This window comes from Ectothiorhodospiraceae bacterium 2226, from assembly GCA_013348725.1.
In the GTDB taxonomy this organism is placed as follows: domain Bacteria; phylum Pseudomonadota; class Gammaproteobacteria.
The window spans coordinates 2,931,527-2,956,257 of sequence record CP054689.1; the positions used below are offsets into that span (position 1 = coordinate 2,931,527).

The following is a 24,731-nucleotide window of genomic DNA, read 5'->3' on the forward strand; positions in this document are numbered from 1 at the left end:
TCTTGATACGCTCGCCGGGCCGGCATGCGGGGATTCGCCAGCTACCCCTTCACGCAGATCATCGGCTCCAGCCGCGCCACCTTGCGGGCCAGCCCCGCCCGTTCCGCGGCGTCCACCACCTCGCCCACGTCCTTGTAGGCGCCGGGCGCCTCCTCCGCCACGCCGCGCATGCTGCGGCTGCGAATCAGGATGCCGCGCGCGGCCAGTTCCTCCACCACGCCGCGCCCGCGCCACCGGCGCGTGGCGCCGTGGCGGCTCATGGCGCGTCCCGCGCCGTGGCAGGCCGAGCTGAACGCGCGTGCCTCGCCCGTCTCGCTGCCGACCAACACGTAGGAGCCGGTGCCCATGGAGCCGCCGATCAGCACCGGCTGGCCCACCGGGCGCAGCGCCGGCGGCAGTTCGGGGTGGCCGGGGCCGAAGGCGCGGGTGGCGCCCTTGCGGTGCACGAACAGGCGGCGCGATGCGCCGTCGACAACGTGTTCCTCCACCTTGCAGGTGTTGTGCGAGACGTCGTAGAGCAGGCCGAGCTCGGCCTCCGGTAGCACCCGCGCCACCGCCTCGCGGGTGGTTTGGGTGAGGATCTGCCGGTTCGCCAGCGCGCAGTTGATGCCCGCGCGCATGGCGCCGAGGTAGGCCTCGCCCACGGGCGAGCGGATCGGCGCGCAGGCCAGTTCGCGGTCCGGCAGGTCGATGCCGTACTGGCCGGCGGCAATGACCATCTCGCGCAGAAACTCGGTGCCGATCTGGTGGCCCAGGCCGCGCGAGCCGCAGTGGATGCTGATGATCGCGTCGCCCTCGCGCAACGCGAAGGCCTCGGCCACATCCGGCAGGTAGATCTCGGCCACCCGCTGCACCTCCAGGTAATGGTTGCCCGAGCCGAGGGTGCCCATCTCGTCCTTTTGGCGCTGCTTGGCCTTGGCCGAGACCTGCGAGGGATCGGCGCCGGCCATGTGGCCGCGTTCCTCGATGCGCTCCAGGTCGGCCGGCGTGCCGAAGCCTTGCGCGACGGCCCAGGCGGCGCCCCCTTCGAGCATGTCGTCCATGGCGCGGGCATCCAGGCGCAGCCGGCTGGTGCTGCCGACGCCGGCGGGAATGGCATGGAACAACACGTCCGCCAGCGTGCTCTGCACCTCTCGGATGCGCGCGGCGCTCACGCCGGTGTGCAGCGCGCGTACACCGCAGGAGATGTCGAAGCCGACGCCGCCGGCCGAGATGACCCCACCCTCGTCGGGATCGAAGGCCGCCACGCCGCCGATGGGAAAACCATAGCCCCAGTGCGCATCGGGCATCGCATAGGAGCCCGCCACGATGCCGGGCAGCGCGGCCACGTTCACCGCCTGCTCGTAGACCTTCTCGTCCATGGCGGTTACCAGCGCTTCGCTGGCGTACAGTACGGCGGGCACGCGCATCGCGCCCGCGCGTGGGATCTCCCAGGCGTAGTCGGATAACTTATTCAACCGCGCGATGTCCATAGCGCCTCCGTATTGCTGACGTTCTCACACGTCCACGACGCACTGCGCTACCCACGCGCCGTCAGGCTCCTGCGCCACCCGCAGCGTCGTGTAGGTCGCGCCCTTCACCTCCACCACCGGCTCGTGGCGGCTGAGGTCCACGCGCTCGCCCCAGGCCTTGGCCTGCAGGCGCCCCGGCTCGAGGCGGACCTCGAAGCGGCTGAACAGCAGCCCGCCGACCGCCATCTCGTACACCAGGGCGTTGAGCCAGTCGGCGAGCAGCAGCTCATCGTCCGGCGCCTCACAGGCGATGTCGATCTGCACCGCGTCACCCAGCTGCGCCGGATCGGCCACCACCGCCGCGAGCGCGAGCGCCGCCTGCTCAAAGGCGCTCGCCTTGCTCGGCCCGCGACCGCGCACCCCGATGTCCGCCCCGTGGGTGTAATGGCTCCAGCTCGGACGCGGCCGGGCACCCGCTTCCGGCGGTGCGTGTTCGGTCATGGGCTTCAATCCAGCTTCAGAAACGGGTAGCGCGCGCGCTGCTCGCGCGACCAGCACGAGGCACCGCCGCGCTGCCCGACCGTCTCCACCGCGATGATGAAATCGGGGTCGTCGAAGCTGATGCGCGCGCCGCCGTCGTCGGGTTGCAGGGCCGCCATCAGCAGGGCGTCCAGGCGCTGCTCCTCGGCCTGGCTCGACAGGCGCCCCTTGAAGCCGCGCCGGTGCATGCGCACGTGAAAGCGCGCGCCGCGCAGTTGCGGAAGCCATTCCCGCACCGCCAGGTCGGCCACCTGCTCAAAGGCCTCGGGGGTTTGGAAGTCGAAGGTGTGCGTGAGGGGCACCACGCGGCTGACACTCGCCGCGGCATCGGGTCGGGCCGCGAGTTCGTCGGCGAGGGCGTCCAGAAAGGCGGGGATGTCCGCCACGCGCACCAGCAACACGTTGAGGTAGTCGCTGGTGCTCGCCGCGCCGAAGTGCGCCAACAATGCCCGTACGCGCCGGTACTGAGGCCCCACCACGGTTGCTACAGTGTTCCAGTCGGTCATGGCCATGTTCGTGCACGCCGTGGCGCGCCGGTCAGTGGTAACAGCGAACCCGTAGCAGCTCGTCCTCGTCCAGAGAGTGGAAGTCGAGCTCCTCGACGTAAGCGCACCCTTCTCCTCTTGCTTGCGGGTTCCAAACACTGAGCATAGCCGCGCGCATGCCGCGGGGTACAACAACGGCACCGGCGCCTGCTAGAACCATTGGGCAACGTGGTTAGAAACGTTGGAGAGTTTCCTAGCGCCCGGGGGTGCCGCCCGTTGAAGAGACTGCCGTGAACGATCCGGAGTGCGTCGCCCTGCTGCAGTGGGCCCTGCCGCGCTTGCAGCTGCGCTGGGCGGGCTTTCGCCGTGTGCGTCGGCAGGTGTGCCGCCGCATCGGCGCGCGCATGCGCGCACTCGGCATCGCGAGCACGGTCGAGTACCGGGCGTACCTTGAGCACGAGCCAGCCGAGTGGCCGCTGCTGGACGCGCTCTGCCATATCACGATCTCGCGCTTCTACCGCGACCGCGCGCTGTTCGACACGCTACGCGACGAGATCCTGCCGGCCCTCGCGAGCGGCCCGTTCGACGAGGCGGCGCGGTTGCGCTGCTGGAGCGCAGGCTGCGCCTCCGGCGAGGAGGCCTACACCCTCGCCTTGATCTGGCACTTCGCGGTCGCGCCGCGCGCCCCCCGGGTACAAATCGAGATCACGGCCACGGATCTCGAGCGCCCCTTGCTGGCGCGCGCCCGCCGCGCCTGCTACCCGCGCAGCAGCCTGCGCGAGCTGCCGGCCGCGTGGCTAGCGGCCGCGTTCGAGACGCGCCCCGAGGGCTACTGCCTGATCGAAGCGCTACGGGCGGACGTACGCTTCCTGGAACAAGATCTGCGCAAAGCAAGGCCGGACGGCCGTTTCCAGTTGATCCTGTGCCGCAACCTCGCGTTCACCTATTTCGCGCCCGCGGTCCAGCAACAGGTCCTCGCCCACCTGCGCGAGAGCCTGGCGCCCCGCGGCATTCTGGTTCTCGGCGCGCACGAGCGCCTGCCGCCCAACGACGACTTTCAGCCGCTTGCGCCGGGCCGGCCGCTCTACCGCCGGCGCCCGCTCGAGCCGTCCCTGCCTCAGCCGGGAATGTGATGCTTGCCGATCACATGCACCGTGCTGGCCTGCGGCCCCTGCTCGCCCATCTCTTCGTCGAAGCGTACCTCGGTGCCGACGTCGAGCCGGTCGAAATCGGCATCGAGCACGCTGTTGCGGTGGAAATAGACGTCGCGCCCGTCGCTGGTCTCGATGCGGCCGAAGTCCTGCGCGGGGTTGATCTCCAGGATCCGGCCATGGCTCGGCGGCTCATGCCGCTTCACGTGGCGCTGGCGGCGGTGCTCATAGTCCTGCAGTTGGCGGCGCGCGGCGTCGAAGGCGTCGCGTACCGCCACGTAGGGATCCTCGTGCGCATGATGCTGATCGCGCTCGCGGCTGACCACCAACTCGCGGCCCGGCACCGTGAGATCGACCCGCACGTGGTAGAGATTGCCCGCGTGATGGTGTTTATGCTGCGCCTCCACCACCACGCGGCAACTCATGATATCGGGACAAAACTCGTCGAGCTTCGCCGCCTTCTCGCGCACGTCCGCCTCCAGGGCGGGCGGCGTGTCCATGTTACGAAACGTCACTTGCAGGGGGATCTGCATCCTGACCTCCTTGTCGCCACGCGGCTGGTCGCGCCGCCCGAGAACCCGAGTTCGAGCATTTGGCACTACTGCCGCGGCGCGGGGTCACCCTGCTCGCCGTGCGCAGCCTGCGTCGCCGCCGCCGCAAACTCGCGCGGCCAGTAGGCGCGCACCTCGGCGGGCAGCTGCGCGATTACCTGAGTGATCTCGCCACGGGTCACATGATCGGCCAGCACCTTGAACACGGCGCGCGTACTGCGCTCGAGTTGCGCCTCGTCCATTGCCGGCAGCTCCCGGCCGAGCCGCTCTAGAAACTCGGCCTTGTGACGATACCGCAGCGGCTTGCCAGCCGGCCGCCAACCCTCGTAATACAAGCCGCGGACCAGCATCGGCAACTGCGCGCCGAGATCCACCGCCTCCTCCGCCATCAGCCGGTCGCGCAGCGCGTGCAACACCGCACGCAGGATCACGTAGGCCATGTGGCGGTCCTTCCAGGCCATCTCGTCCATGATCTCCGACAGCCATACCGAACTGGTCTGCAACGTCTTGTCGAAGACCTGCACTCCGGTGCTGCTCATAGGTCACCTCCTGAGTAGCTCCAGTCCCTGGCGCGCCATCGCGCGCCCCGTGCTCGGATCAAACGCCCTCCGCGCCCTCGCCCGCCGCGAGGTCCCGCGCGGGCCGCACCACGAACGCCTCGTCCCAAGGCTCCGGCGCATGCAATGCAAAGCCTTGGGCCCACTGCACCCCCATGTCCTCCAGTGCCTCGATGGTCGGCGCATCCTCGACGTGCTCGGCCACCGTTTGCACACCGAACGCGTTGGCGACGTGCTGCAGCGCCTCGACGATGGCACGGTCCTCCGCCGAGCTCAGCAGCGCATGCACGAAGCGCCCGTCGATCTTCACGAAGTCGACCTGAAGGCGTTTGAGATAAGTAAAAGAAGACAGCCCGGTGCCGAAGTCATCCAGCTTGATGTGCGCACCCCGCCGGCGCACCGCCGCCGCGAAACGACAAACCGCCGCCCAGTTGTACACCGCCGCCGTCTCGGTGATCTCGAAGCAGGCGAACTCGAACGGAATCTCGTGCTGCTCGAAGCTCTGCTGGAGGAAACGCAGGAACAAAGGGTCGCTCACCGTGAGCCCCGACACATTGATGGACACGCGGTGCCGCATGGGCTCGGGCCGCTCGCCCAGCGCCGTCAGCGGGTGGGCGACCACCCACTGATCCAGGTACGGGACCATGCGGTAGCGCTCGGCCGCCTCCACGAAGCGCGCCGGTCCTTCCATCCCCTTCACGCCGGGGATCCGCAGCAGCACCTCGTACTGGGGCCGGCTCTCGCCGCGCCCGCCCAGGGGCACGATGCGCTGCGCATACAGCCGCAGCGCGTCGCCCTCCATCGCCTCATAAAGCTGCGCGAGGCGCCGGATCTCCGCCATATGGCGCCTTAGCTTGCGCCGGCGCCCGCCCGAGGCAGCCACCACCCGCCCCAGTCCCTCCTCCCGCGCCAGGCTGCAGGCAAGCGCAGCGGATTCGATCAAGTCCTCGCTGTCACTCTCCGTCGATGCAATGCCGACGCTGGCGCTGATCGGCGCCCGCCGCCGCGCCGTCCCAACCCGCCGGCTCTGGAGCGCGTGCAAGATCCCGCGCGCCCGACGGCGCGCTTCGGCCTCATCGGCCCCGTCCAACAGCAGCCCGAACTTACCGGTGCCGAGCCAGACCACCAGGTCCTCCGGCCCCGCGTGCGCCTCCAGCACCTCCTCCAGCGTCCCACGCAGCAGATCGGCGCCGCCGCGCCCGAGCAGCGCCGTGGAGGCGATGAAGTGATCCAGACCGAGGAACAGGAAGGCTTGCGCACCCGCCCTGCCGCCGCCGGCATGCGCAATCCGCTGCTGGAGCAAGGCGTGGTTACCGACATGCCGCGCGTGATCGGCCATACGGTCTCCGCCGGCCGAGGCGGCCGGGTCGTGCGGTGGGAAAGGGTCCTTCGTCAAAACATAGCACAGGGCCCCGGCGCGCCGATCACGCGGGCGCCCGCTGGGCCCGTCCGCCACTGGCGCCTAAGTATCCAAGAGCGGCGGACTTTGGCGGCCGACCCGTGCTCCCCCACGCACGCGTTCAAGGCGGGGGTGCCTCAATGCGCCTTTGACCTTGTTCATTACCTCGCGCAGGACGTGGACATACCGCACCAGCGCGTGGGCGCTCCGATCCGCCAGATTCACCGTGAAGCCATACGTCCTCCCGGAACGCTGGCGCGTCGGTAGCGCATCGTTCAGTTCGTCCTCGTCAAATGTTGGGCTTCCTTCGTCAGCCCATATATGGTCTCCTCCCCGCTTGCAAGATACCGTGTGTTTCAGACAGTGACAGGATTGCTTCCATATATCCGGCCTGTTGATGAGGAGATGTCTTCTCTGGCCTTGATGTGAGCTGCGCGTATCGTCCTCATCAACCTATCGGCTTGAATCAGCCTATGGGCATAGCAGGTTTTCAATACGCCGGTCTTACCTGTGATGTCATCACTTCACGTTATCTTCGCAATCGTCGGCAGGTTACCTCAAACTCAGTATCGTTATCGTATCCGCTCAGGCGGGGCAATATTTGGTGTCGTTCCGTAACAGCGCCCAGCCCATACGGGCCAGTTTGTTGGCCAGCGCGACGGCGGTTTTGTTGATGCCCCGTCGTTCGCACAGTCGGTTAATCCATTGACTCAATTTATCGTCCTTGGCCTTGGCGTGCAGCACCACACTGCGCGCGCCGTGGACTAGCAGGCTGCGTAAATAGCCGTCGCCCTTCTTGCTGATCCCCAGCAATACCTCCTTGCCGCCGCTGCTGTGCTGGCGCGGCACCAGACCCAGCGCCGCTGACACGTCGCGCCCCCGCCGGAAAGCCTTGCCATCGCCCACCTGGCCGACAAAGACGCTGGCCACGATCGGTCCGAATCCCGGCACGGCCTGCAAGCGCCTGCAACGCTCGTCCTGACGGCTGGTTTGCTCAATCTGACCAGTGTAGAAGTCAATGTGGCCCTCTAACTCGACAAGCTGGTCATAACCCCGCTTCAGGAGGCCGCGAAACAGGGTGCTCAGGCCGTTTTCAGCGTCTTCCAGCAACTGCGGCACAGCACGTCGTACCGAGGCCACTCCCTTGTTCATCACCAGTCCATACTCCGCCACCAACGCCCGCAGCTGGTTGCACAGGGCAGTGCGTTCCTTGATGCGCTGCGCCCGCAGGCGATGTAGCGCCTGGATGTCCTGTTGCTCGACGCTCTTGATGCTCACTGCGCGCATCGCCGGCCGGGTCGCGGCCTCCGCTATCGCCCGGGCATCGTTGTAGTCATTCTTGTTGCCCTGCACGTACGGCTTCACGAATTGCGGCGCAATCAGCTTTACCCGGTGACCCAACCGCTGCAGCTCACGTCCCCAATAATGAGCGCCGGCGCAGGCCTCCATCGCCACCCGGCAGGGCTCCAGGTGGGAAAAGTACTTCATGACCTCGCTTCGACGCAGCATCCGCTTGCCAACCTCGTGGTGTGAGGCATCAAAACACACCACATGGAACACGCTCTTTGCCAGGTCCAGCCCGACCGTTGTAATCTTCATGGCGGTCTCCTCTTCTTTCGTTTCGATGGTTGCTTAACATCTCCATCGTGGCGCACATGACGCCGGTTAGAAAGGGGAGGAGACCATCACATCAACCTACGCGGGCTAATCCTAGACACGCAGTCTAAGACCTTCTCAAGATCGGGCGCACCACCGGATCGCGGAGCCTCTGTACTCTTGCGATACTTTGAAAGCGACACGATCACCCGCACCTTCTCAACGGAATCGATCGGAATATCACGGATGACAAACTCCTCCGCATATACCCTATCGCCAGAGCGGGTATAGCCCGAACTGATTACCTTAGGTTCTGTAGCGCGCCCCAATGGCCGCTCGGCCTCGTCCTGAAAACGCCACCCAATCACGAACGTTCTTGGAATCCCACTTTCGCTAGTTACATCTATGCGGTATCCGCTCTTGAGTCCATCAGCTACCCGTGCAACTAGGAAGAAGTCGCCTCCCGCTTCGCCTTTACACAAGAGCCCTTCCTCGCGCGCGAGGTTCTCCTGAACCCAAAGGTCTAATGTTCCCTCACCAGAAACCGTGCCAGAAACCAGCACGACAAGTCCGACAAACAACGCTTTCATGTACATAGTCAAATCCTCGGGGGATCGCTGGCTAGCCGGCGTAGGTTGGGCTGACAAAGGAAGCCCAACACCTCACCGCTCCCCAAAACCACCCCGCTCATCCACCTCGCCCGCGCCCCAATCCTCCGGGACCAACCCACGTTCGATATATCCATGCAGGGTAGCCCGCGTAGCTTGGGCTGACGCAGGAAGCCCAACACCTCACCTCTCACCAAAACCACCCCCGCTCATCTACCTTGCTCCCCCGAATCTGCCGGACCCTCTCTTTGACCTTGTTCATCAACTCGCGCAGCGCATCGACCTGCCGCAACAGCGTGTCCGCGAGCCTCTCCGCCAGATTCACCGTGAAGAAATACGTCCCTCCCGGGTCCCTGGGGCATCGATATCGCATCGTTCAGTTCGCCCTCGTCAAATGTTGGGCTTCATTCGTCAGCCCAACCTACGGGTCCTCACCGCTCACCAAAACCACCCCGTTCATCCACCTCGCCCCCGCCCCAATCCTCCGGGACCATTCCCCGCGCAATATATCCATGCAAGGTAGAATGGGGCCAGTCCGCGGGCCGCCGCACCCAGCCGTGTTTCACCGGGTTGAAATGTACGTAGTCGACGTGTCGTGCCAAGTCGGCCTCATCCCGAATCTGATGCTCCCAATACCGCCGCTGCCAAATGCCGCGCTCGCGTTTGGTCGCGCGGCTGTCGCGGATGCGTTCGCCTCGTTCCAATCGACGCGAAAAACCCCACTTCACCAATGACCACCGCCTCGGACAGTCCGCATCCTCCGGCGGGAGGCGCCAGATTGCGTGCAGATGCTCGGGCAGCACCTCCATCGCCACCAACGAAAACGGATGTCTCTCTTTGACCTTATTTCCCTCGCGCAACGCATCGACATGCCGCACCAATGTGTCGGCGCTTCGATCCGCCAGATCACCGTGACAAAATACGTTCCTCCCGGAGGGCTGGCACGTCGGTAGCGCACGTTCAGTTCGCCCTCTTCAAAATGTTGGGCTTCCTTCGTCAGCCCAACCTACGCGGGCTTGTTCACGCGGCTGTCGCGGATGCGTTCGCATCGTTCCAATCGACGCGAAAAACCCGACTTCACCAATGACCACCGCCTCGGACAGTCCGCATCCTACGGCGGGAGGCGCCAGATTGCGTGCAGATGCTCGGGCAGCACCTCCATCGCCACCAGCGAAAACGGATGTCTCTGTTTGACCTTGTTCAATACCTCGCGCAGGACGTCGACATGCCGAACCAACGTGTCGGTGTTCCGGTCCGCCAGATCACCGTGACGAAATACGTTCCTCCCGGAGGGCTGGCACGTCGGTAGCGCACGTTCAGTTCGCCCTCTTCAAAATGTTGGGCTTCCTTCGTCAGCCCAACTTACGGGTCCTTCTCCATTAGTTCCTTCACGCCGTCGACAAGCGTCTGCCGGGCAAATGCGATGTTAGCGGAAAGATGGATCCGCCCCTTGGCAGACGAAACTCTACCTGCAACTAGGTGCGCTCTCATCTGCTCAAGGAATATGTATGTTTCGGCAAAAAGCTTTGCCTCCGCCCCCGCCGCTTGAAACGCACACGTCTTGCTTCGTTCTTGAAGATCCTCGATCCTTGATAAGTAAGTGCTCGTAAACTCCATGTAGCCCTGCTCGTCGGACACTAGTTCGATTACTGGCAACATCTCATCCCGATAAAGGTGAAAGACGTCATTCGATAGCATGTGGCATTCTTGACCTTCCGCTGGATCTAACGCATCGGCGCCACAAGCAACAAGAGTCGCTATCAAGAGAATAATGCATGGTATGGTCGTTATCGGCTTCATGTGTTCCTCATTGGACCATGTTCCGGTCCATCGTTACCTGCCTTTGCCTAGGTCGTGTTGGTATGGATGCGTCACAGAAGAATGGGACCTGATAACTATCCCTATGTTCGCTCCACCATTCCCACAATTCTCTGGTGTCGTGCTCCTGCCGCTCCCTCTCCTGATCGAGGCACAAGCCCGCGTAGGTTGGGCTGACAAAGGAAGCCCAACATCTCACCGCTCACCAAAGCCACCCCGTTCATCCACCTCACCCGCACCCCAATCTGACGGGACCATTCGCCGAGCGATATACCCGTGCAAGGTAGAGTGCGGCCAGTCCCCGGGCCGCCGCACCCAGCCATGTTTCACCGGGTTGAAATGTACGTAGTCGACGTGTCGTGCCAAGTCGGCCTCATCCCGAATCTGATGCTCCCAATACCGCCGCTGCCAAATGCCGCGCTCGCGTTTGGCAGCGCGGCTGTCGCGGATGCGTTCGTCGCGTTCCAATCGCCGCGAAAAGCCCGCCTTAATCAACGACCACCGTCTCGGATAGTCCGCATCCCCCGCCGGCAGCCGCCAGATGGCGTGCAGGTGTTCGGGCAGCACTACCATCGCCACCAGCGAAAACGGATGTCTCTCTTTGACCTTGTCCATCACCTCGCGCAGGACGTCGAAATGCCGCACCAACGTGTCGGCGCTCCGATCCGCCAGATTCAGCGTAATGAAATACGTTCCTCCCGCAACGCGGTCGCGTCGACAGTGAATCGGTCAGTTCGCCCTATCAAAATTCTGGGCTTCCTTCGTCAGCCCAACTTACGGGGCCTGGCTATGTCTTCTTGTCCATTCCAACACCATCAAGAAAGCCCACCCGAGAGGAAAAACGAACACCGGAACCCAAGCCGCATCAAATGAAGCGGACGGATAGATAACACCTCCAATGAATGAATCAATTGCGCGCCATCCGCAAAACAATATGAAACCCCAACTAGCCCACGAATACCTTCTCGCCTCGGCCAGCCAAGATAACAGACCTCCAATGGCAAAAATCAGAATCGCAGAAAGCATGTAAATCAACGAAACCGGTCCAAAGAGGTTCTCACCGAAAACGTCCGCTAGCCTGCCTTCCGTTACTAGGCGCATGCCAAACGCGAACAAGAAAAGGTTCCAGGCACAATATGAAAGAAATACGTATCTCAAGAGCCAGAACCCCTTAGCGACCGAATCGAGAATAGAACAAACAGGTTGTAGTTATACACAATCGTCTTGCACGCAATCTAATAGCTGTCTTTGCAAAATCGCATTGCATTGCTCCCTCCACCTTCGATAAGAAGGAGGAACGGTGCACATAATATGACATAGCAAGTACGGCACCACATGACCCTCACCGCAGAGCGATATGCATTCGTTTGTGGTCCTATCTATACACTTTCTAAATCCGTCGTTTGCGTCTTGCACGCACTGCATATCAGTTTTCAAACCAAACACATCTACGTGACGAATCGGATTGGCGTTCGCATAAATATAGGTATTACGACCACCTTTCAGACCGATTGGATCACTCTTCAGGTAGCGCCCAAGGCCCGAATCATAGTACCGAAAATAGTTATAATGCAGCCCCGTCTCCGCATCGAAGTACTGCCCCGGAAAGCGCAGATTGTTCGTGATCTGCGCGGTGTCGACCACGGCTTTGCCGAAGGCGTCGTACCGTGCGCTCCACAGCAGCACGCCGCTCGCGGAGGTCACCGCCTGGGGGGTGCCGAGGTGATCGTTGTGGTAGTAGCCCACCACCCCACCCTGGCGGATGAACAGCGGGTCGGTGCCCCAGATGCCGTGGGGCTTCCAGCCGTAGCCGGTGGTGACGCTGCCGGTGGCGTCGAGTTCGGCGACCATTCCCTCTTCGGCGTAGAGGTAGTAGGTGGTGGTGGTGCCGACGGTCTTTTGTACGCGCCGCCCGAAGGGGTCGTAGGCGTAGCTGGCGATCAGGGTGTCGGCCTGGTTGCGCACTTCGATCAGGCGGTTGTCGACGTTGTAGCGGTAGCGGCGCTCACTGCCGGTGTCGGCGTGGGGCTCGCGGATGAGGTTGCCGTTGGCGTCGTACTCGTAGCTGATCGGGCCGCGGCGGGTGAGGCGGTCGGCGTCGTCGTATTCCCAGTCGTGGGGTAGGCCGCTGGCGTCGGTGTAGGCCTGTTCGCTGAGGCGGTTGCCCACGGGGTCGTAGGCGTAGGCGTTCTGTTCGGTCGCGCCGTCCACTTCGGTGAGGCGGTCGAGCGGGTCGTAGCCGTAGGCGTAGGGGCCGCGCAGGGTCTGGCGGCTGAGGATATTGTCGGCCTTGTCGTGGGTGTAGGCGTCCTGCTGCACGGGGTTGGCGGCGGGGTCCAGGCCCTCGATGAGGTGGGGGCGCAGGTAGCCGTCGCGGTCGATGCGCCGCTGGCCGCCGCCGGGAAGCGTTACGCGCGTGGGGGCGCTCCAGCGGTAGGCGTCGACGCTGTAGGTGCCCTGGCCGGGGATGCTGACGCTGGTGAGCTCGCCGTTGGGGTTGTAGCTGTAGGTGAGCGTGATGCCGTCGGGGCCGGTGTAGGTGCGCTTCAATCCGTTGGCGTAGTAGGTGTAGCGGAACCCGGCGGTGAAGGCGCCGTAGTCGACGCTCGCGCCGAGCAGGCGCCCGGCGCCGTCGTGCTGGTATTGGGCGCGGGTGTGGCCGTCGTCGTAGCCGGTGAGGCGGTCGAGGGCGTCGTAGCTGAAGGTGATCTCGCGCTCGGCATCGGCCGCCTCTTCGCCCGGGGTGCCGGCGGCGAAGTGGCGCACGGTGGTGAGGCGGTTGTCGGCGTCGTAGAGGTAGAGGATGCGCTGGCCCTTGGCGTCGCGGGTCTCGATGAGGTTGCCGCTCGGGTCGTAGCGGTGCTCCAGGGCGCTGTCGTCGGGCAGCAGCTCGCGGATCAGGCGGTCGTTGCGGTCGTACTGGTAGCGGCGCAGCACGATGTGGCGCGCGTTGGTGACCTGGGTGAGGTTGTCGCGCGCGTTACTCCTGGATCGCGATCGACGAATGCGCGTTCCGCTGCGATGCGTCGTGCGTGAGGAGGGACGGATGGCAACGGCGCTCATCGGGGGACACCCTCCGCGCACGCGATGCGCACGTTCTCAAAGGCGAGCGTGCCCTGGCGGGTGGCAACAAGGCACCACAGCCACACCCATCCCCTTACGCGCCTTGTCGTGTCCATCACTCCCCCTGGGACGCGCCTATTCACTGCTTGTTGGCGGCGCGTCGAAAAGCGTTATCGTTGTTGTTGCGTGATGCTAAGGCCTGTCCACGTGATACCCGGTGGCCGCTGAGCGTGCGAATCCCTGTAGGTTGGGCTGACGAAGGAAGCCCGACGCCTCACCGCCCGCGCCCCGGTCCTTCCACGCTCGATATAGCTGGTGTAGGTTGGGCTGACGAAGGAAGCCCAACGTCTCACCGCTCACCAAAACCACCCCGCTCATCCACCTCGCCCCCGCCCCAATCCTCCGGGACCATTCCCCGCGCGATATACCCGTGCAAGGTAGAGTGAAGCCAGTCCACGGGCCGCCGCGCCCAGCCGTGTTTCACCGGATTGAAATGTATGTAGTCCACGTGACGCACCAAGTCGGCCTCATCCCAAATCTGGTGTTCCCAATAGCGCCGTTGCCAAATGCCGCGATCGCGTTTGTTCGCGCGGCTGTGACGAATGCGTTCGCCTCGTTCCAATCGACGCGAACAGCCCGCGGAGCCGCCGGATGGCGTGCAGGTGCTCGGGCAGAACCACCATCGCCACCAGCAAAAACGGATGTCGTTCTTTGACCTTGTTCATCACCTCGCGCAGCGTATCGACATGTCGCACCAGCGTGTCGGTGCTCCGATCCGCCAGATTCACCGTGAAGAAGTACGTTCCTCCCGGAACGCTAGCGCGTCGGTAGCGCATCGCTCAGATCGCCCTCTTCAACATGTTGGGCTTCCTTCGTCAGCCCAACCTACGGGTCCTGGGCTTTCATCGTCAGCCCGACCTACGGGGCCTCCGGTCCGCCAGATTCACTGTGAAGAAACACGTTCCTCCCAAACGTTGGCACGTCGGTATCGTATCGTTCAGTAGCCTCCGTGGATGTTGGGCTTCCTTCGTCAGCCCAACCTACGCGGGCTCGCGCAGGACGTCGACATGCCGAACCAACGTGTCGGTGTTCCGGTCCTCCAGATCACCGTGACGAAATACGTTCCGCCCGGCACGCTGGCTCGTCGGTAGCGCACGTTCAGTTCGCCCTCATCAAAATGTTGGGCTTCCTTCGTCAGCCCAACCTACGACGCCTACGACACCTTTCAATATAGGAATGCAAAGAACAGCACCACCCAAACCCCCACACTTAGGACCAAAACGGCGACATTACTCCCGCACTTACCTCCTGCGGCGAGATACGCTTCAAACATGCTTCCTTGAAGCTTTTCGGCCACTATGTACATCAATAGGCTAGCCGCAATCAGATGAAACGGAGCAGGAATCCAATCAAGCCGGACCGAGGTTTCGTACAGGTAAGCCACGGCCGCACCAAGGCCTATTACCAACGATATCCAGCCTTCTTTCACTTTCTTGCTGATGAAATAATTGACCCCCAAGAGGACTACACCAACCACTGGCGTCGCGACGAGCGTCCCAACAGCTATTTGTATCGAAGAGAACATAAGTCAGTAACGCTCCCAGCATCCATAGTCCTCAGCAGGGAAACATCTCTCCTCACAAGCTGTATGCCGCGAATAGACCTCTGCGGCCTTGCATGCATATTTCGCCAGGGGATACTGTTTCGCGAGTCGACAGAGCTGCTTTTCTGCGCCCTTTTCATCTTGCATGCAGGTGGAGTAACACATGTTGTTTCCGTATCGATCGTAATCCCGAAGGGGCTTCCTATCGACGTTTTCGGAGCTTGTGCCATCCAACAGCAAACAATCAGGCGATCCCAAAGCACATTGCGGTTTACGTCGAGCATTGCCGCTCCCATCGTCAATTGTGCATGCAACTCCGGGCGCTACGGTACCGGGGGGACAACTCATCTGTCTCAAGCCGAAAGGATCAAGGCGTGAAAGAGTATTCCCAGCAACATACACATAAGTATTCACCCCACCCTCAAGGCCAATTGGGTCAACCGTAGTGTACCTTCCCGCACTCGGATCATAGTATCGGTGGTAGTTGTAATGCAGCCCCGTCTCCGCATCGAAGTACTGGCCCGGAAAGCGCAGGTTGTTCGTGATCTGCGCGGTTTCGACCGTGGCCTTGCCGAAGGCGTCGTACCGTGCGCTCCACAGCAGCACGCCGCTCGCGGAGATAACGGCCTGGGGGGTGCCGAGGTGGTCGTTGTGGTAGTAACCCACCACCCCGCCCTGGCGGATGAACAGCGGGTCGGTACCCCAGACGCCGTGGGGCTTCCAGCCGTAGCCGGTGGTGACGCTGCCGGTGGCGTCGAGTTCGGCCACCATCCCCTCTTCGGCGTAGAGGTAGTAGGTGGTGGTGGCGCCGACGGTCTTTTGTACGCGCCGCCCGAAGGGGTCGTAGGCGTAGCTGGCGATCAGGGTGTCGGCCTGGTTGCGCACGTCGATCAGGCGGTTGTCGACGTTGTAGCGGTAGCTGCGCTCGGGCGCCGGTGTCGGTGTAGTTCTCCAGCAAAACACTGCGCGACTGAAAACGAAAAAGCCGCAATGCGTCAGGCGCATTGCGGCTTTCGTGTTCGAGATGGCGTCCCCAAGGGGAGTCGAACCCCTGTTACCGCCGTGAAAGGGCGGTGTCCTAGGCCTCTAGACGATGGGGACTGAGATGAATCAGTCTTCCTCACCCCCAAGCTGGGTGAGGACGGTACCGAGCAATAGGGCGAGGAACCCTACGGGTACCAGAGCGAGCCATGGTGCGGCGGCGTCGCCCGAGTTCTGCATGATCATGACGCCGAATCCTACGATCAAGCCGACGGCGACCAGCAGGATCCCGAGATAAACCGTGTAGCGTCCGATGCGAACCATCATGCAGGAGCGTTTAACCGCCCCGTGTTGAATTTGGTGGAGCTAGGCGGGATCGAACCGCCGACCTCTTGCATGCCATGCAAGCGCTCTCCCAGCTGAGCTATAGCCCCGAAAACCGAAGCGCGCATTCTAAGCAGCACCCCCTAGGGTGTCAAGCCGAAGCGCTCGCTTGTTGCTCGGCGAAAGCGACTGCGGCGTCGATGCGCGCGACTACCCGCTCGCGCCCGATCAAGGCGAGCGTGACGTCGATGGGCGGCGACACGGTGTTGCCCGTCATGGCGACGCGCAGCGGCTGCGCGACCTTGCCGAGCTTGAGCTCATGGCGCTCGGCGAACCTGTTGAGCAGGTCGTGAATGGCCTCCGGCGCCCACGGCTCGAGCGTGGCCAGCGCCTCGCGCAACTCGCGCAGCACGGGCACGCAGTCCGCCCCCAGGTGCTTGCGGGCGGCCTTATCGTCGTAGCCGTGCACGTCGCGGTAGAAGTAGACGCTGTTCTGCGCCATCTCCACCAGGGTCTTGGCCCGCTCCTGCTGCGCCTTGATGACGTCCACCAGGGGCGGACCGCCGGCGGCGGGATCGATGTCCAACTTGCCGAGGTGATAGCTCAGGTGCCGCGCGATGTGCGCCGGGTCGCTGGTCTTGATGTAGTGCTGATTGAGCCACAGCAGCTTGCCGGTGTTGAACGCCGAGGCGGAACTGTTGATGTCCTTGATGTCGAACAGGGTCGCCATCTCGTCCAGGCTGAAGATCTCCTGATCGCCGTGGGACCAGCCGAGGCGCACCAGGTAATTCAGCACCGCTTCGGGCAGGAAACCGTCCTCGCGGTACTGCATCACGCTCACCGCGCCGTGACGCTTGGACAGACGCTTGCCGTCGTCGCCGAGGATCATGGGCACATGCGCGTACAGCGGCGGCTCGCCCCCCAGGGCCTTGATGATGTTGATCTGGCGCGGGGTGTTGTTGAGATGATCGTCGCCGCGGATGACGTGGGTGACGCCCATCTCCATGTCGTCCACCACCACGGTGAGATTGTAGGTCGGGGTGCCGTCGGCGCGTGCGATGACCAGGTCGTCCAGCTCGCGGTTGTCGAACACCACCCGGCCGCGCACCTGGTCCTCCACCACGACCTGCCCCGCCTCGGGATTCCTGAAGCGGATCACGTAGGGCGCGTCGGCGTCGGGCGGCACCACACGCACCCGGCACCGCGCGTCGTAGCGCGGCTTCTCCTTGCGCGCCATCTGCTCCTCGCGCATCGCCTCCAGCTCTTCCTTGGAGCAATAGCAGCGATACGCCTTGCCCTCGGCAAGCAGCTGCTCGATGACCGCCTTATAGCGATCGAAGCGCTCGGTCTGGTACAGCGGCCCCTCGTCGTAGTTCAGGCCGAGCCAGGTCATGCCTTCCAGGATCGCGTTCACGGACTCGACCGTGGAGCGCTCGCGGTCGGTGTCCTCGATGCGCAGGATGAAGCGCCCCGCGTGCTTGCGGGCGTACAGCCAGGAGAACAGCGCGGTGCGCGCGCCGCCGATGTGCAGGTAGCCGGTGGGGCTCGGCGCGAAACGGGTGCGGATGGTCATGAGCAAGGATCCCAGCCTAAAAGCCGTTCATTCTACCAGCCGACCGGTACACCTGCCGAGCCACCGTAGCGCGCGCCGCGCCCGCTCGCGGGAAACGGCGGCTCAGGCGGCCTGCTCCATGTCGGGCCGGTACTGCCCGCGCGCCGCGGCGCTGTTGAGCCGCGCCCTGTGCAGAAACGCCTCCTGCGCCTTGGCTACGTTCTCCGCCTTGCCCTGCCAGAGCTGCATCACCGGCTCCTGCAAGGCGCGGGCGTAGGAGAAGCTCAGGTACCAGGGCCGGGACACGCCGGCGGTGTTCATGGCGTTGAGGTTGGCCGTGGCCTGCTCGGGCGTCTGGCCGCCGGAGAGGAAGTTGATGGTCGGCACCGCGGCGGGCACGTTGCGGCGCAGCACCTTCAAGGTCGCGGCGGCCACCTCCTCCGGCGAGGCCTGCTGCCCGCTGGCCTTGCCGGGGATCACCATGCTCGGTTTCAGGACCATGCCCTCCAGCAGCACCTTGTGCCGGTACAGGGCGTGGAATACGGCGTGCTGCACCGCGTCGGTCACTTCGAAGCAGCGCGCCATGTCGTGCTCACCGTCGATCAGCACCTCCGGCTCCACGATGGGCACGATGCCTTGCGACTGACAGGCGGCGGCATAGCGGGCCAACACCTCGGCGTTGGCGCGGATGCCGAGCCGGGTCGGGTTGCTCGGCCCGATGCGGTAGACCTCGCGCCACTTGGCGAAGCGCGCGCCGGCCTGCTTGTACTGGGCGAGACGATCCACTAGGCCGTCCAGGCCCTGCGTGATCGTATCTCCGTCGGCGTTGGGCAGCTCGGCGAGACCCTTGTCCACCTTGATACCCGGCACGATGCCGTTTTCGGCCGCTTTCTGCGGCAGCGGCGTACCGTCCGCGGCCTGCTGATGCAGGGTCTCCTCGTACAGGATCACCCCCGCGACGAACTCCCCCACGCCCCGCGTGCTGACCAACAACTCACGGTAGGCGCGGCGGCTGTCCTCGGTGGATTCGATGCCCACGGCCTGAAACCGCTTGGTGCAGGTGGGTGTGCTCTCGTCGGCGGCGAGGATCCCCTTGCCCTCGCCGGTCAGCGCCTCGATGGTGCGCGCCAATTCGTCCTGTATGCCCATGTGGTCCCTCCTCTGCCACTGGCTGCGAGAACGCCCGGCGCCGCTGTTCGAGGCACGCGCCGGCCTTCCTAAAGCATGGCACAGGCGTTCCGCCGGCGCCGCTTGACCCGCCCGCCGGCCGAACGTAGAATTTGCCGCCTTCGAAGGGCGATTAGCTCAGCGGGAGAGCACTGCCTTCACACGGCAGGGGTCGCTGGTTCAATCCCAGCATCGCCCACCAATTCCTTCCCCTTCTTCGGCGACTGCTCGCGCGTTTGACAGCGGGCGTCGCGCCCCTAGGCTTTGGCTTTGTGCTTGCGGCCCTGGAGCGCGATCATGAAGAAGCCTGTACCGACGCCTGCCTCCTCCAGCGAACCTATACTCTCCTCGCCGACCCGCCGCGCGTTCCTGAACCGTGGCGCCTTGTTGGCCGGCGGCCTCGCCGGCGGAGCACTATTGCCGTTCGCACATGGGCGCGCCGCCGACGCCGTGGAGCCGCCGCCGGACGCGGACCTGCCGCCCAAGGTGCCGCGCTGGATGCAGGCGCAGGGCCGGCCGGTGGGCAGCATGCCCTACGGCGAGCCTTCTGCGCATGAAGAGCACGTCATACGCCGCCTCACCCGCTCCACAGCCACCACCCAGTCCTCGTGGAGCTTCACCCCGCTTCAGAACCTACACGGCATCATCACGCCCAACGGCTTGGTGTTCGAGCGCCATCATGCGGGCATCCCCGACATCGACCCGGAGCGCCACCGCTTGCTGCTGCACGGCTTGGTCAAGCGGCCGCTGATGTTCACCATGAATGACTTGATGCGGTTTCCCGCCGTGTCACGCATCTACTTTCTGGAGTGTTCAGGCAACACCTTGACCGAATGGGAGCAGCCGGAGAAGGAGACCGTGCAGTTCACGCACGGATTGTTGAGCTGTTGCGAGTGGACCGGGGTGATGCTGTCGACGCTGCTCCAGGAGGTGGGCGTGGAACCGGACGGCCGCTGGTTCCTTGCCGAAGGCGCCGATGCGGCCGGATTGACGCGCAGCGTCCCGATGGAGAAGGCGTGGAAGGACGCCATGCTCGTGTACGCGCAGAACGGCGAGATGCTGCGCCCCGAACAAGGATACCCTTTACGCCTGTTCCTGCCGGGCTACGAGGGCAACATGAGCGTGAAGTGGCTGCGGCGTATCAAGATCGGCGACCAGCCGTTCCATAGCCGCCAGGAGACCTCCAAGTACACCGACCTCATGCCCGACGGGCGGGCGCGAGAGTTCAGCTTCGAGATGGAGGCAAAATCGGTCATCACCTCCCCCTCGGGCGGCCAGCGCCTGCACGCGCGAGGCTTTCACGAAATCAGCGGTCTGGCATGGAGCGGCTACGGCCGTGTCGGTCGCGTGGACGTCTCCACGGACGGGGGTCGACATTGGCGTGTGGCGGAGTTGCAGGAGCCGGTACTCGCTCACGCGCTCACCCGCTTCCGTCTCCCTTGGGAGTGGGACGGATCGCCGGCCGTGCTGCAGAGCCGGGTAGTCGACGAAGCTGGCTATGTACAACCCACCCATGAGCAGCTGGTCGCCGCGCGCGGTGTCCATTCCGTCTACCACTACAACGCCATCCAGAGCTGGGGCATCAACGCCGACGGGGAGGTGCGCAATGTTCGGGCGTAACACGACGATCACCGCGGCCTTGCTGCTCGCCGGCCTGGGCGCCACCGCCTACGCGCAGCAGGAGGGCTTCGGCTTCGGCACGGAACCGAGTGCAGAGGAGATCGCCGGCTGGGACATCGATGTGCGGGGCTCCGACGGTGCCGGCCTGCCGGAGGGCGAAGGCGACGTCAAGCGCGGGCGCGATGTATTCATGGAGCAGTGCGCGGCGTGCCATGGTGCGCGCGGCGAAGGCGAGCCGATGGAACCGCTGCAGGGCGGGGTGAACTCGTTGGACGGCGACGATCCCCAAAAGACCATTGGCAGCTACTGGCCGTACGCGCCGATCCTGTTCGACTACACGCGGCGCGCCATGCCCATGCACGCGCCCCAATCGCTCAGCAACGACGACGTGTATGCGGTGACGGCGTTCATGCTGTTTCTCAACGAATTGGTACCGGAGGATGCGGTGATGAACGCCGAGACGCTGCCACAGGTGGAGATGCCGAACCGGGACGGCTTTGTCGACGATCCGCGCCCGGACGTCGCCAACGTTCCTTGCATCGGGAACTGCCCCTGATGCCGCTCGGGCAGCTGCCTAAGACAAAGCTTCGTCAGGAGGTCGCCGCCTGCCCGCTCGGAATGAGCTGCGCCGGAGTGAACAGGCGCCCGTCCTTCATGACGCGCAGGATCTGACGCGTCTGGTCGATCGACTCCAGCGGATTACGCTCGCACAGCAGGATGATGAGGTTGGCGCGCTGGCCCACTGTCAGGGTCCCCACGTCGGCGCGGCCCAACACGGCAGCGCCACCGGCGGTCGCGGCCTGGATCACCGCCTCCGGCGGTAGACCCGCCGCGACCATGAGGCGCATTTCGCGATGCAGCGCGGGACCATGCAATGTGCCGATGTTGCCCGCATCGCTACCCGCGGCCAGCCGTACGCCCGCCGCATGCGCGCGGCGCAGGTTCTCGTACATGATCTCGCGCCGCGCGCCGGGTGCCGGATCGACCCGCGGCGCGCCTAGCGCCGGCAGCAATCGCAGACCTTCGATGACCTCCGGATCGCCGAGGCGCAGCTCCATGGTATCGAACGTCAGGGTATGGCTCAGCGCGCGCCGATACCCCTGCTCCACCGCCAAGGTCGGGATGTAGATCACCTCCCGCTGCACCAACAGGTTTAGAAAGCCCTCATCGACGGGCTGGTCATCGACACCGTGCGCCAGGATGTCCGCCCCCGCCTCCACCACGGCACGCGCCACTTCCAGGCGCGTCGCGTGCGCCACCACGCGCAAGTCGGCCTCGTGCGCGGCGTCGATCGCCGCGCGAATCCAGCCATCCGTAGCGCGGACCGCGTCCGCATCCTCCGCCACCAACCACAGCTTGAGGAAATCCACATCCAGCGCGACCTGCGCGCGCACAGCTTGCCGAGCCTCCTCCGCGGTGCCGACCTCGACCATCGGCTGCTGATCCGCCGCCAGCAATTCAGGCGGCACCCGGCTGGTCAACAGCGGGCCTGCCACCGCGAGGTCCGGCGCGTCGGGCGCCTCGGCCGCCGTTTCGCGCAGCTCGACATTCCACGCCGGTCCGCCCAAATCGACCACGCCGGTGACGCCGCTCGCGGTGTAACGGCGCAGCGTCTCGTTCAGGCGTTGACGCACCGCCGCCTGCTCGTCGCGGTAGCTGCGCTGATGGCGTAGATCGAGGATGTCGGGGCGCGTGTAGATGCCGCCGGACTGGAAGAAGTGCACGTGGGCGTCGATCAGGCCGGGCAGCACGTGATGGCCGTCCAGCGCGAAACGCTGCAGGTCGGGCTCGAGCTGCACCTCGTGGCGGGGCCCGATGGCCGCGATGCGGCCGTCACGCACCACCACGGTCATGTCCGCTTGCGGCGGTCCGCCGCGCCCGTCGATGAGGGTGACCCCGGTCAGCGCCAGCGGCTCATGGGCTGCGGCCGTGCCCACGAAGGCGCACAGCAATATGAACAACATTCTCATCCGTGAGGTCTCATCGGTCTGGTCGCCAGGGGAGCTCCAGAAAATCCCTCCCGCTCTTCTCTGCCCACGCAAAGCAACCGAATAGATCGGAGCTTCCCTAGCCTTCCGGCGGAGGCTCCAGCGGCGCGGCGCATTGCCAGCACAGCTCAAACGTACGCGGGTTCTCCTCACCACAGCGCGGACAGTTCAGCGTGTCGGCCGCGGCCCGCGCCGCCGCCTCGTATTCCCGTACGGCCGACAACGCGCGCTCGGCATCGCGCGCGTCCTCCACCCAGATCTCGGGGTAAACATGTGTGAACGGCAAATCGCCCAAGCCGCCCGCCAAATGCTCGTTGAATATGCGCGCCGGAATACCCGCATGTTGCAGACGGTGGAGGATGAGATAGGCTTCTTGCAGGTTGGCCGCGCGGTAGACGCGTCGCATGCACCCTCCAGGGCGTGGACCGGAGCGCGTGCCCGGCGTTCGCTATGCTACGGGTTATAGATCAAGAATAGACCCGCGCCCGCAGAGTAGAGGTCCATGCTACGCCGCCGACGCGTCGGTGCGCCAGCCAGAACGCGCAGGGAGCGCGAGTCAAGGAGGGACCATGCAGCAACGCCGCGAAGCGGACCCGCGGCTCGCCCTGGTGGAACGGTTCTTCGCCGGCACCGGGCCGAGCTACGACTTCATGGTCAACGCCGCGACCTTCGGCATCGACCGGCTCTGGAAACGGCGCATCGTGGATGCGATCCCGCCCCATGCGCTCAGTATCGTCGACCTCGCCTGCGGCACCGGCATCTCCACGCTCGCCATCGCCAAACGCTTCCCGCGCAGCCGCATCGTGGGCGTGGAGCTGCGCGAGGAGTACCTGCAGCATGCGCGCCGCAAGGTACAGAACGAAGGTCTGGAGCATGTGGAGCTGGTGCTATCGCGCGCCGAGGATTTCCTGCCGGCGGAGCGCTTCGACTGCATCAGCTCCTCCTACCTGGCCAAGTACGCCGAACTGCCCACCCTGGTCGCCAACGCGCACAGCCTGCTGAACGAGGACGGGGTGTTCATCGCGCACGACTTCACCTACCCCGCCAAGCCGGCGCTGGTGCGCATCTGGCGCGCCTACTTCGCGGTGATGCAGCGCGTGAGTCCGGTACTGTTCCCCTCTTGGAACGAGATCTATTACGGACTGCCGGAGCTGATCGAACGCACGAAGTGGCTGCAGGAACTGCCGCCGCTGCTCGAAGAGCATGGCTTCCGCAATATCGAGGTCACGCACCTGACCGCCTACGGCTCGGCGCTCGTGCGCGCGGAACGGGCTTGAGCGCCATGCCTACCGGCCCTGCGCCGCGAGCAGCAGCGCGCCGCCCAGGGTGATGACGCCGGCGCTCACCGCGCGCAGCACCCCCTCCAGAGTCTGCGCCGCCGGGCGCGGCGGAGTCTCACCGCGACGCAGTGCCTTGTAGGGCCGCGAGGCACGGATCTGCACCAGACTGAACAGCGCCGCCGCCAGCGCGAGCAACAGCACGCTCGGGCGCAGCGCGTTGGTTTGCAGCGTGTAACCTGCCAGCACCGGCAGCGCGCCCCAGGAGACGGCAAACCAGGCGTCGGTGTGGAAGCGGCCGCGAAACCACTCGAGGTTGTAGGCCAGCGCGAAAAAGCCCTCCACCAGCGCGATCAACGCGAACAGCACCAGGCCGTAGCGCAACACGTAATACCCGCCGATCGCGTAGGCGAGCGTGAAGGCCAGCGCCGTGACCAGCAGCAGTTCGCGCCGACCGAGCAACTCGCCCCAGGGTTTGACGCGGCGGCTGCCGAGCGCATCCAGGGCGTGCGCGCCGATGCCCAGGCCGAGGAAATAGATCGCGACCACCGCCGCCACCCGTGCCCAATCGGGCGCCGGCGCGAGCAGCGCGCCCATCACCGTGTAGCTCAGAACCATCGCGGTGTAGGGCAGAAACAGCAGGCCGACCCAGGCCCGCATGCGCGACGAGCCGCGCGCCGGCACGAACCACTCGCGCAAGCGCGCGCTACCGGCAGGTCTATTCATAGGGCCTCCTGTCGGGGACAATCGGGAGAACGATCGGCCCCGACCGCACTCCAATCTCGGACCGGGATCGGCAAGACCGCCCACGCACGGCCAGTCCCTTACAAGCTTGAGGAAGCTCAGTTCCGTTCCGAGCCTCCACGGCGGCGCGGGATATGCCGCACAGTGAAACCGCGCTGTCGTTGTACTTGGCCAGCGAAATCCGGGGTGGATCTATTCAGAGCTTCGTTAAGCAACTATAGGCACAGTCGAACTGGCCGCCAACGCGGAGACGGAC

23 protein-coding genes, 3 tRNA genes and 2 pseudogenes are annotated in these 24,731 nt (G+C 64.6%); 5 read left to right on the top strand and 23 right to left on the bottom strand.

The window, feature by feature from the left end; genetic code table 11:
- Window positions 1-41 precede the first annotated feature (41 nt).
- The 3 genes from HUS23_14190 to HUS23_14200 are packed head-to-tail and all read right to left on the bottom strand — an operon-like array spanning window position 42 to window position 2,497.
- Entirely contained in the window at window positions 42-1,472 is a 1,431-nt protein-coding gene (locus HUS23_14190) for an RtcB family protein (GenBank protein QKT04876.1), read from the bottom strand.
- Between the two features lie 24 nt (window positions 1,473-1,496).
- Window positions 1,497-1,952 carry an archease gene (locus HUS23_14195; GenBank protein QKT04877.1) on the bottom strand — a complete coding sequence of 152 codons (456 nt, stop codon included), beginning with the start codon at window positions 1,950-1,952 and terminating at the stop codon, window positions 1,497-1,499.
- Between the two features lie 5 nt (window positions 1,953-1,957).
- Window positions 1,958-2,497: a hypothetical protein gene (locus tag HUS23_14200; GenBank protein QKT04878.1), complete on the bottom strand. Its 540-nt coding sequence runs from the start codon at window positions 2,495-2,497 to the stop codon at window positions 1,958-1,960.
- Between the two features lie 317 nt (window positions 2,498-2,814).
- Here HUS23_14200 and HUS23_14205 point away from each other — a divergent pair, with 317 nt between their 5' ends.
- Complete coding sequence (locus HUS23_14205; GenBank protein ID QKT05107.1) at window positions 2,815-3,609, top strand: chemotaxis protein CheR; 795 nt, start codon at window positions 2,815-2,817, stop codon at window positions 3,607-3,609.
- Here the strand turns inward: HUS23_14205 and HUS23_14210 are convergent.
- The 17 genes and pseudogenes from HUS23_14210 to HUS23_14290 all read right to left on the bottom strand — a co-directional run bounded on the left by HUS23_14210 (window position 3,594) and on the right by HUS23_14290 (window position 18,828).
- On the bottom strand, window positions 3,594-4,160 hold the full coding sequence (locus HUS23_14210) for an HPF/RaiA family ribosome-associated protein (GenBank protein QKT04879.1): 567 nt from the start codon (window positions 4,158-4,160) through the stop codon (window positions 3,594-3,596). The two genes, HUS23_14205 and HUS23_14210, sit on opposite strands and share 16 nt — an antisense overlap.
- 65 nt (window positions 4,161-4,225) lie before the next feature.
- Window positions 4,226-4,717 (bottom strand): DUF2267 domain-containing protein, encoded by a 492-nt coding sequence (locus tag HUS23_14215; protein QKT04880.1) that lies wholly within the window; start codon window positions 4,715-4,717, stop codon window positions 4,226-4,228.
- A 58-nt stretch (window positions 4,718-4,775) separates the two neighbouring features.
- Window positions 4,776-6,074, bottom strand: coding sequence for a GGDEF domain-containing protein (locus tag HUS23_14220; GenBank protein QKT04881.1), 1,299 nt, complete (start codon window positions 6,072-6,074; stop codon window positions 4,776-4,778).
- 645 nt (window positions 6,075-6,719) lie between these two features.
- A complete protein-coding gene (locus HUS23_14225; protein QKT04882.1) occupies window positions 6,720-7,733 on the bottom strand; it encodes an IS110 family transposase in 1,014 nt (337 codons plus the stop codon).
- 86 nt (window positions 7,734-7,819) lie between these two features.
- Window positions 7,820-8,326, bottom strand: a complete 507-nt coding sequence (locus HUS23_14230; GenBank protein QKT04883.1) for a hypothetical protein — start codon at window positions 8,324-8,326, stop codon at window positions 7,820-7,822.
- A gap of 443 nt (window positions 8,327-8,769) precedes the next feature.
- Window positions 8,770-9,296, bottom strand: a pseudogene (locus tag HUS23_14235) (transposase).
- A 404-nt stretch (window positions 9,297-9,700) separates the two neighbouring features.
- On the bottom strand, window positions 9,701-10,138 hold the full coding sequence (locus tag HUS23_14240; GenBank protein ID QKT04884.1) for a hypothetical protein: 438 nt from the start codon (window positions 10,136-10,138) through the stop codon (window positions 9,701-9,703).
- A gap of 213 nt (window positions 10,139-10,351) precedes the next feature.
- Complete coding sequence (locus HUS23_14245; protein ID QKT05108.1) at window positions 10,352-10,882, bottom strand: transposase; 531 nt, start codon at window positions 10,880-10,882, stop codon at window positions 10,352-10,354.
- Window positions 10,883-11,365: 483 nt separating this feature from the next.
- On the bottom strand, window positions 11,366-13,219 hold the full coding sequence (locus HUS23_14250) for an RHS domain-containing protein (GenBank protein ID QKT04885.1): 1,854 nt from the start codon (window positions 13,217-13,219) through the stop codon (window positions 11,366-11,368).
- 349 nt (window positions 13,220-13,568) lie between these two features.
- A pseudogene (locus tag HUS23_14255) lies at window positions 13,569-14,055 on the bottom strand (transposase).
- A 389-nt stretch (window positions 14,056-14,444) separates the two neighbouring features.
- Entirely contained in the window at window positions 14,445-14,738 is a 294-nt protein-coding gene (locus HUS23_14260) for a hypothetical protein (protein QKT04886.1), read from the bottom strand.
- 69 nt (window positions 14,739-14,807) lie between these two features.
- The gene (locus HUS23_14265) at window positions 14,808-15,827 is read right to left on the bottom strand and encodes an RHS domain-containing protein (GenBank protein ID QKT04887.1); all 1,020 of its coding nucleotides are present in this window, start codon (window positions 15,825-15,827) and stop codon (window positions 14,808-14,810) included.
- 20 nt (window positions 15,828-15,847) lie between these two features.
- Window positions 15,848-15,923: transfer RNA gene (locus HUS23_14270), tRNA-Glu, on the bottom strand.
- 9 nt (window positions 15,924-15,932) lie between these two features.
- Window positions 15,933-16,127 (bottom strand): hypothetical protein, encoded by a 195-nt coding sequence (locus tag HUS23_14275; protein ID QKT05109.1) that lies wholly within the window; start codon window positions 16,125-16,127, stop codon window positions 15,933-15,935.
- A gap of 34 nt (window positions 16,128-16,161) precedes the next feature.
- A tRNA-Ala gene (locus HUS23_14280) sits at window positions 16,162-16,237 on the bottom strand.
- 41 nt (window positions 16,238-16,278) lie between these two features.
- The gene (gltX, locus tag HUS23_14285; GenBank protein QKT04888.1) at window positions 16,279-17,700 is read right to left on the bottom strand and encodes a glutamate--tRNA ligase; all 1,422 of its coding nucleotides are present in this window, start codon (window positions 17,698-17,700) and stop codon (window positions 16,279-16,281) included.
- A gap of 102 nt (window positions 17,701-17,802) precedes the next feature.
- Complete coding sequence (locus HUS23_14290; GenBank protein ID QKT04889.1) at window positions 17,803-18,828, bottom strand: fructose-bisphosphate aldolase class I; 1,026 nt, start codon at window positions 18,826-18,828, stop codon at window positions 17,803-17,805.
- A gap of 145 nt (window positions 18,829-18,973) precedes the next feature.
- Between HUS23_14290 and HUS23_14295 the strand changes: the two genes are divergently transcribed.
- From HUS23_14295 to HUS23_14305, 3 genes are all read left to right on the top strand, one after another.
- Window positions 18,974-19,048 (top strand) — tRNA-Val (locus HUS23_14295).
- Between the two features lie 95 nt (window positions 19,049-19,143).
- Window positions 19,144-20,466, top strand: a complete 1,323-nt coding sequence (gene soxC, locus HUS23_14300) for a sulfite dehydrogenase (GenBank protein ID QKT04890.1) — start codon at window positions 19,144-19,146, stop codon at window positions 20,464-20,466.
- Window positions 20,453-21,022 (top strand): cytochrome c, encoded by a 570-nt coding sequence (locus HUS23_14305; protein QKT04891.1) that lies wholly within the window; start codon window positions 20,453-20,455, stop codon window positions 21,020-21,022. Before soxC ends, HUS23_14305 begins: the two co-directional genes overlap by 14 nt.
- Window positions 21,023-21,056: 34 nt before the next feature.
- On the opposite strand, the gene HUS23_14310 is transcribed toward HUS23_14305, so the two are convergent.
- Entirely contained in the window at window positions 21,057-22,430 is a 1,374-nt protein-coding gene (locus HUS23_14310; GenBank protein ID QKT04892.1) for an amidohydrolase family protein, read from the bottom strand.
- A gap of 103 nt (window positions 22,431-22,533) precedes the next feature.
- Window positions 22,534-22,860, bottom strand: coding sequence for a DUF2007 domain-containing protein (locus HUS23_14315; GenBank protein QKT04893.1), 327 nt, complete (start codon window positions 22,858-22,860; stop codon window positions 22,534-22,536).
- 163 nt (window positions 22,861-23,023) lie between these two features.
- Here HUS23_14315 and HUS23_14320 point away from each other — a divergent pair, with 163 nt between their 5' ends.
- Window positions 23,024-23,731, top strand: a complete 708-nt coding sequence (locus tag HUS23_14320) for a class I SAM-dependent methyltransferase (GenBank protein QKT04894.1) — start codon at window positions 23,024-23,026, stop codon at window positions 23,729-23,731.
- Window positions 23,732-23,740: 9 nt separating this feature from the next.
- Here the strand turns inward: HUS23_14320 and HUS23_14325 are convergent, their stop codons facing one another.
- Window positions 23,741-24,457 (bottom strand): hypothetical protein, encoded by a 717-nt coding sequence (locus HUS23_14325; GenBank protein QKT04895.1) that lies wholly within the window; start codon window positions 24,455-24,457, stop codon window positions 23,741-23,743.
- Window positions 24,458-24,731 lie beyond the last annotated feature (274 nt).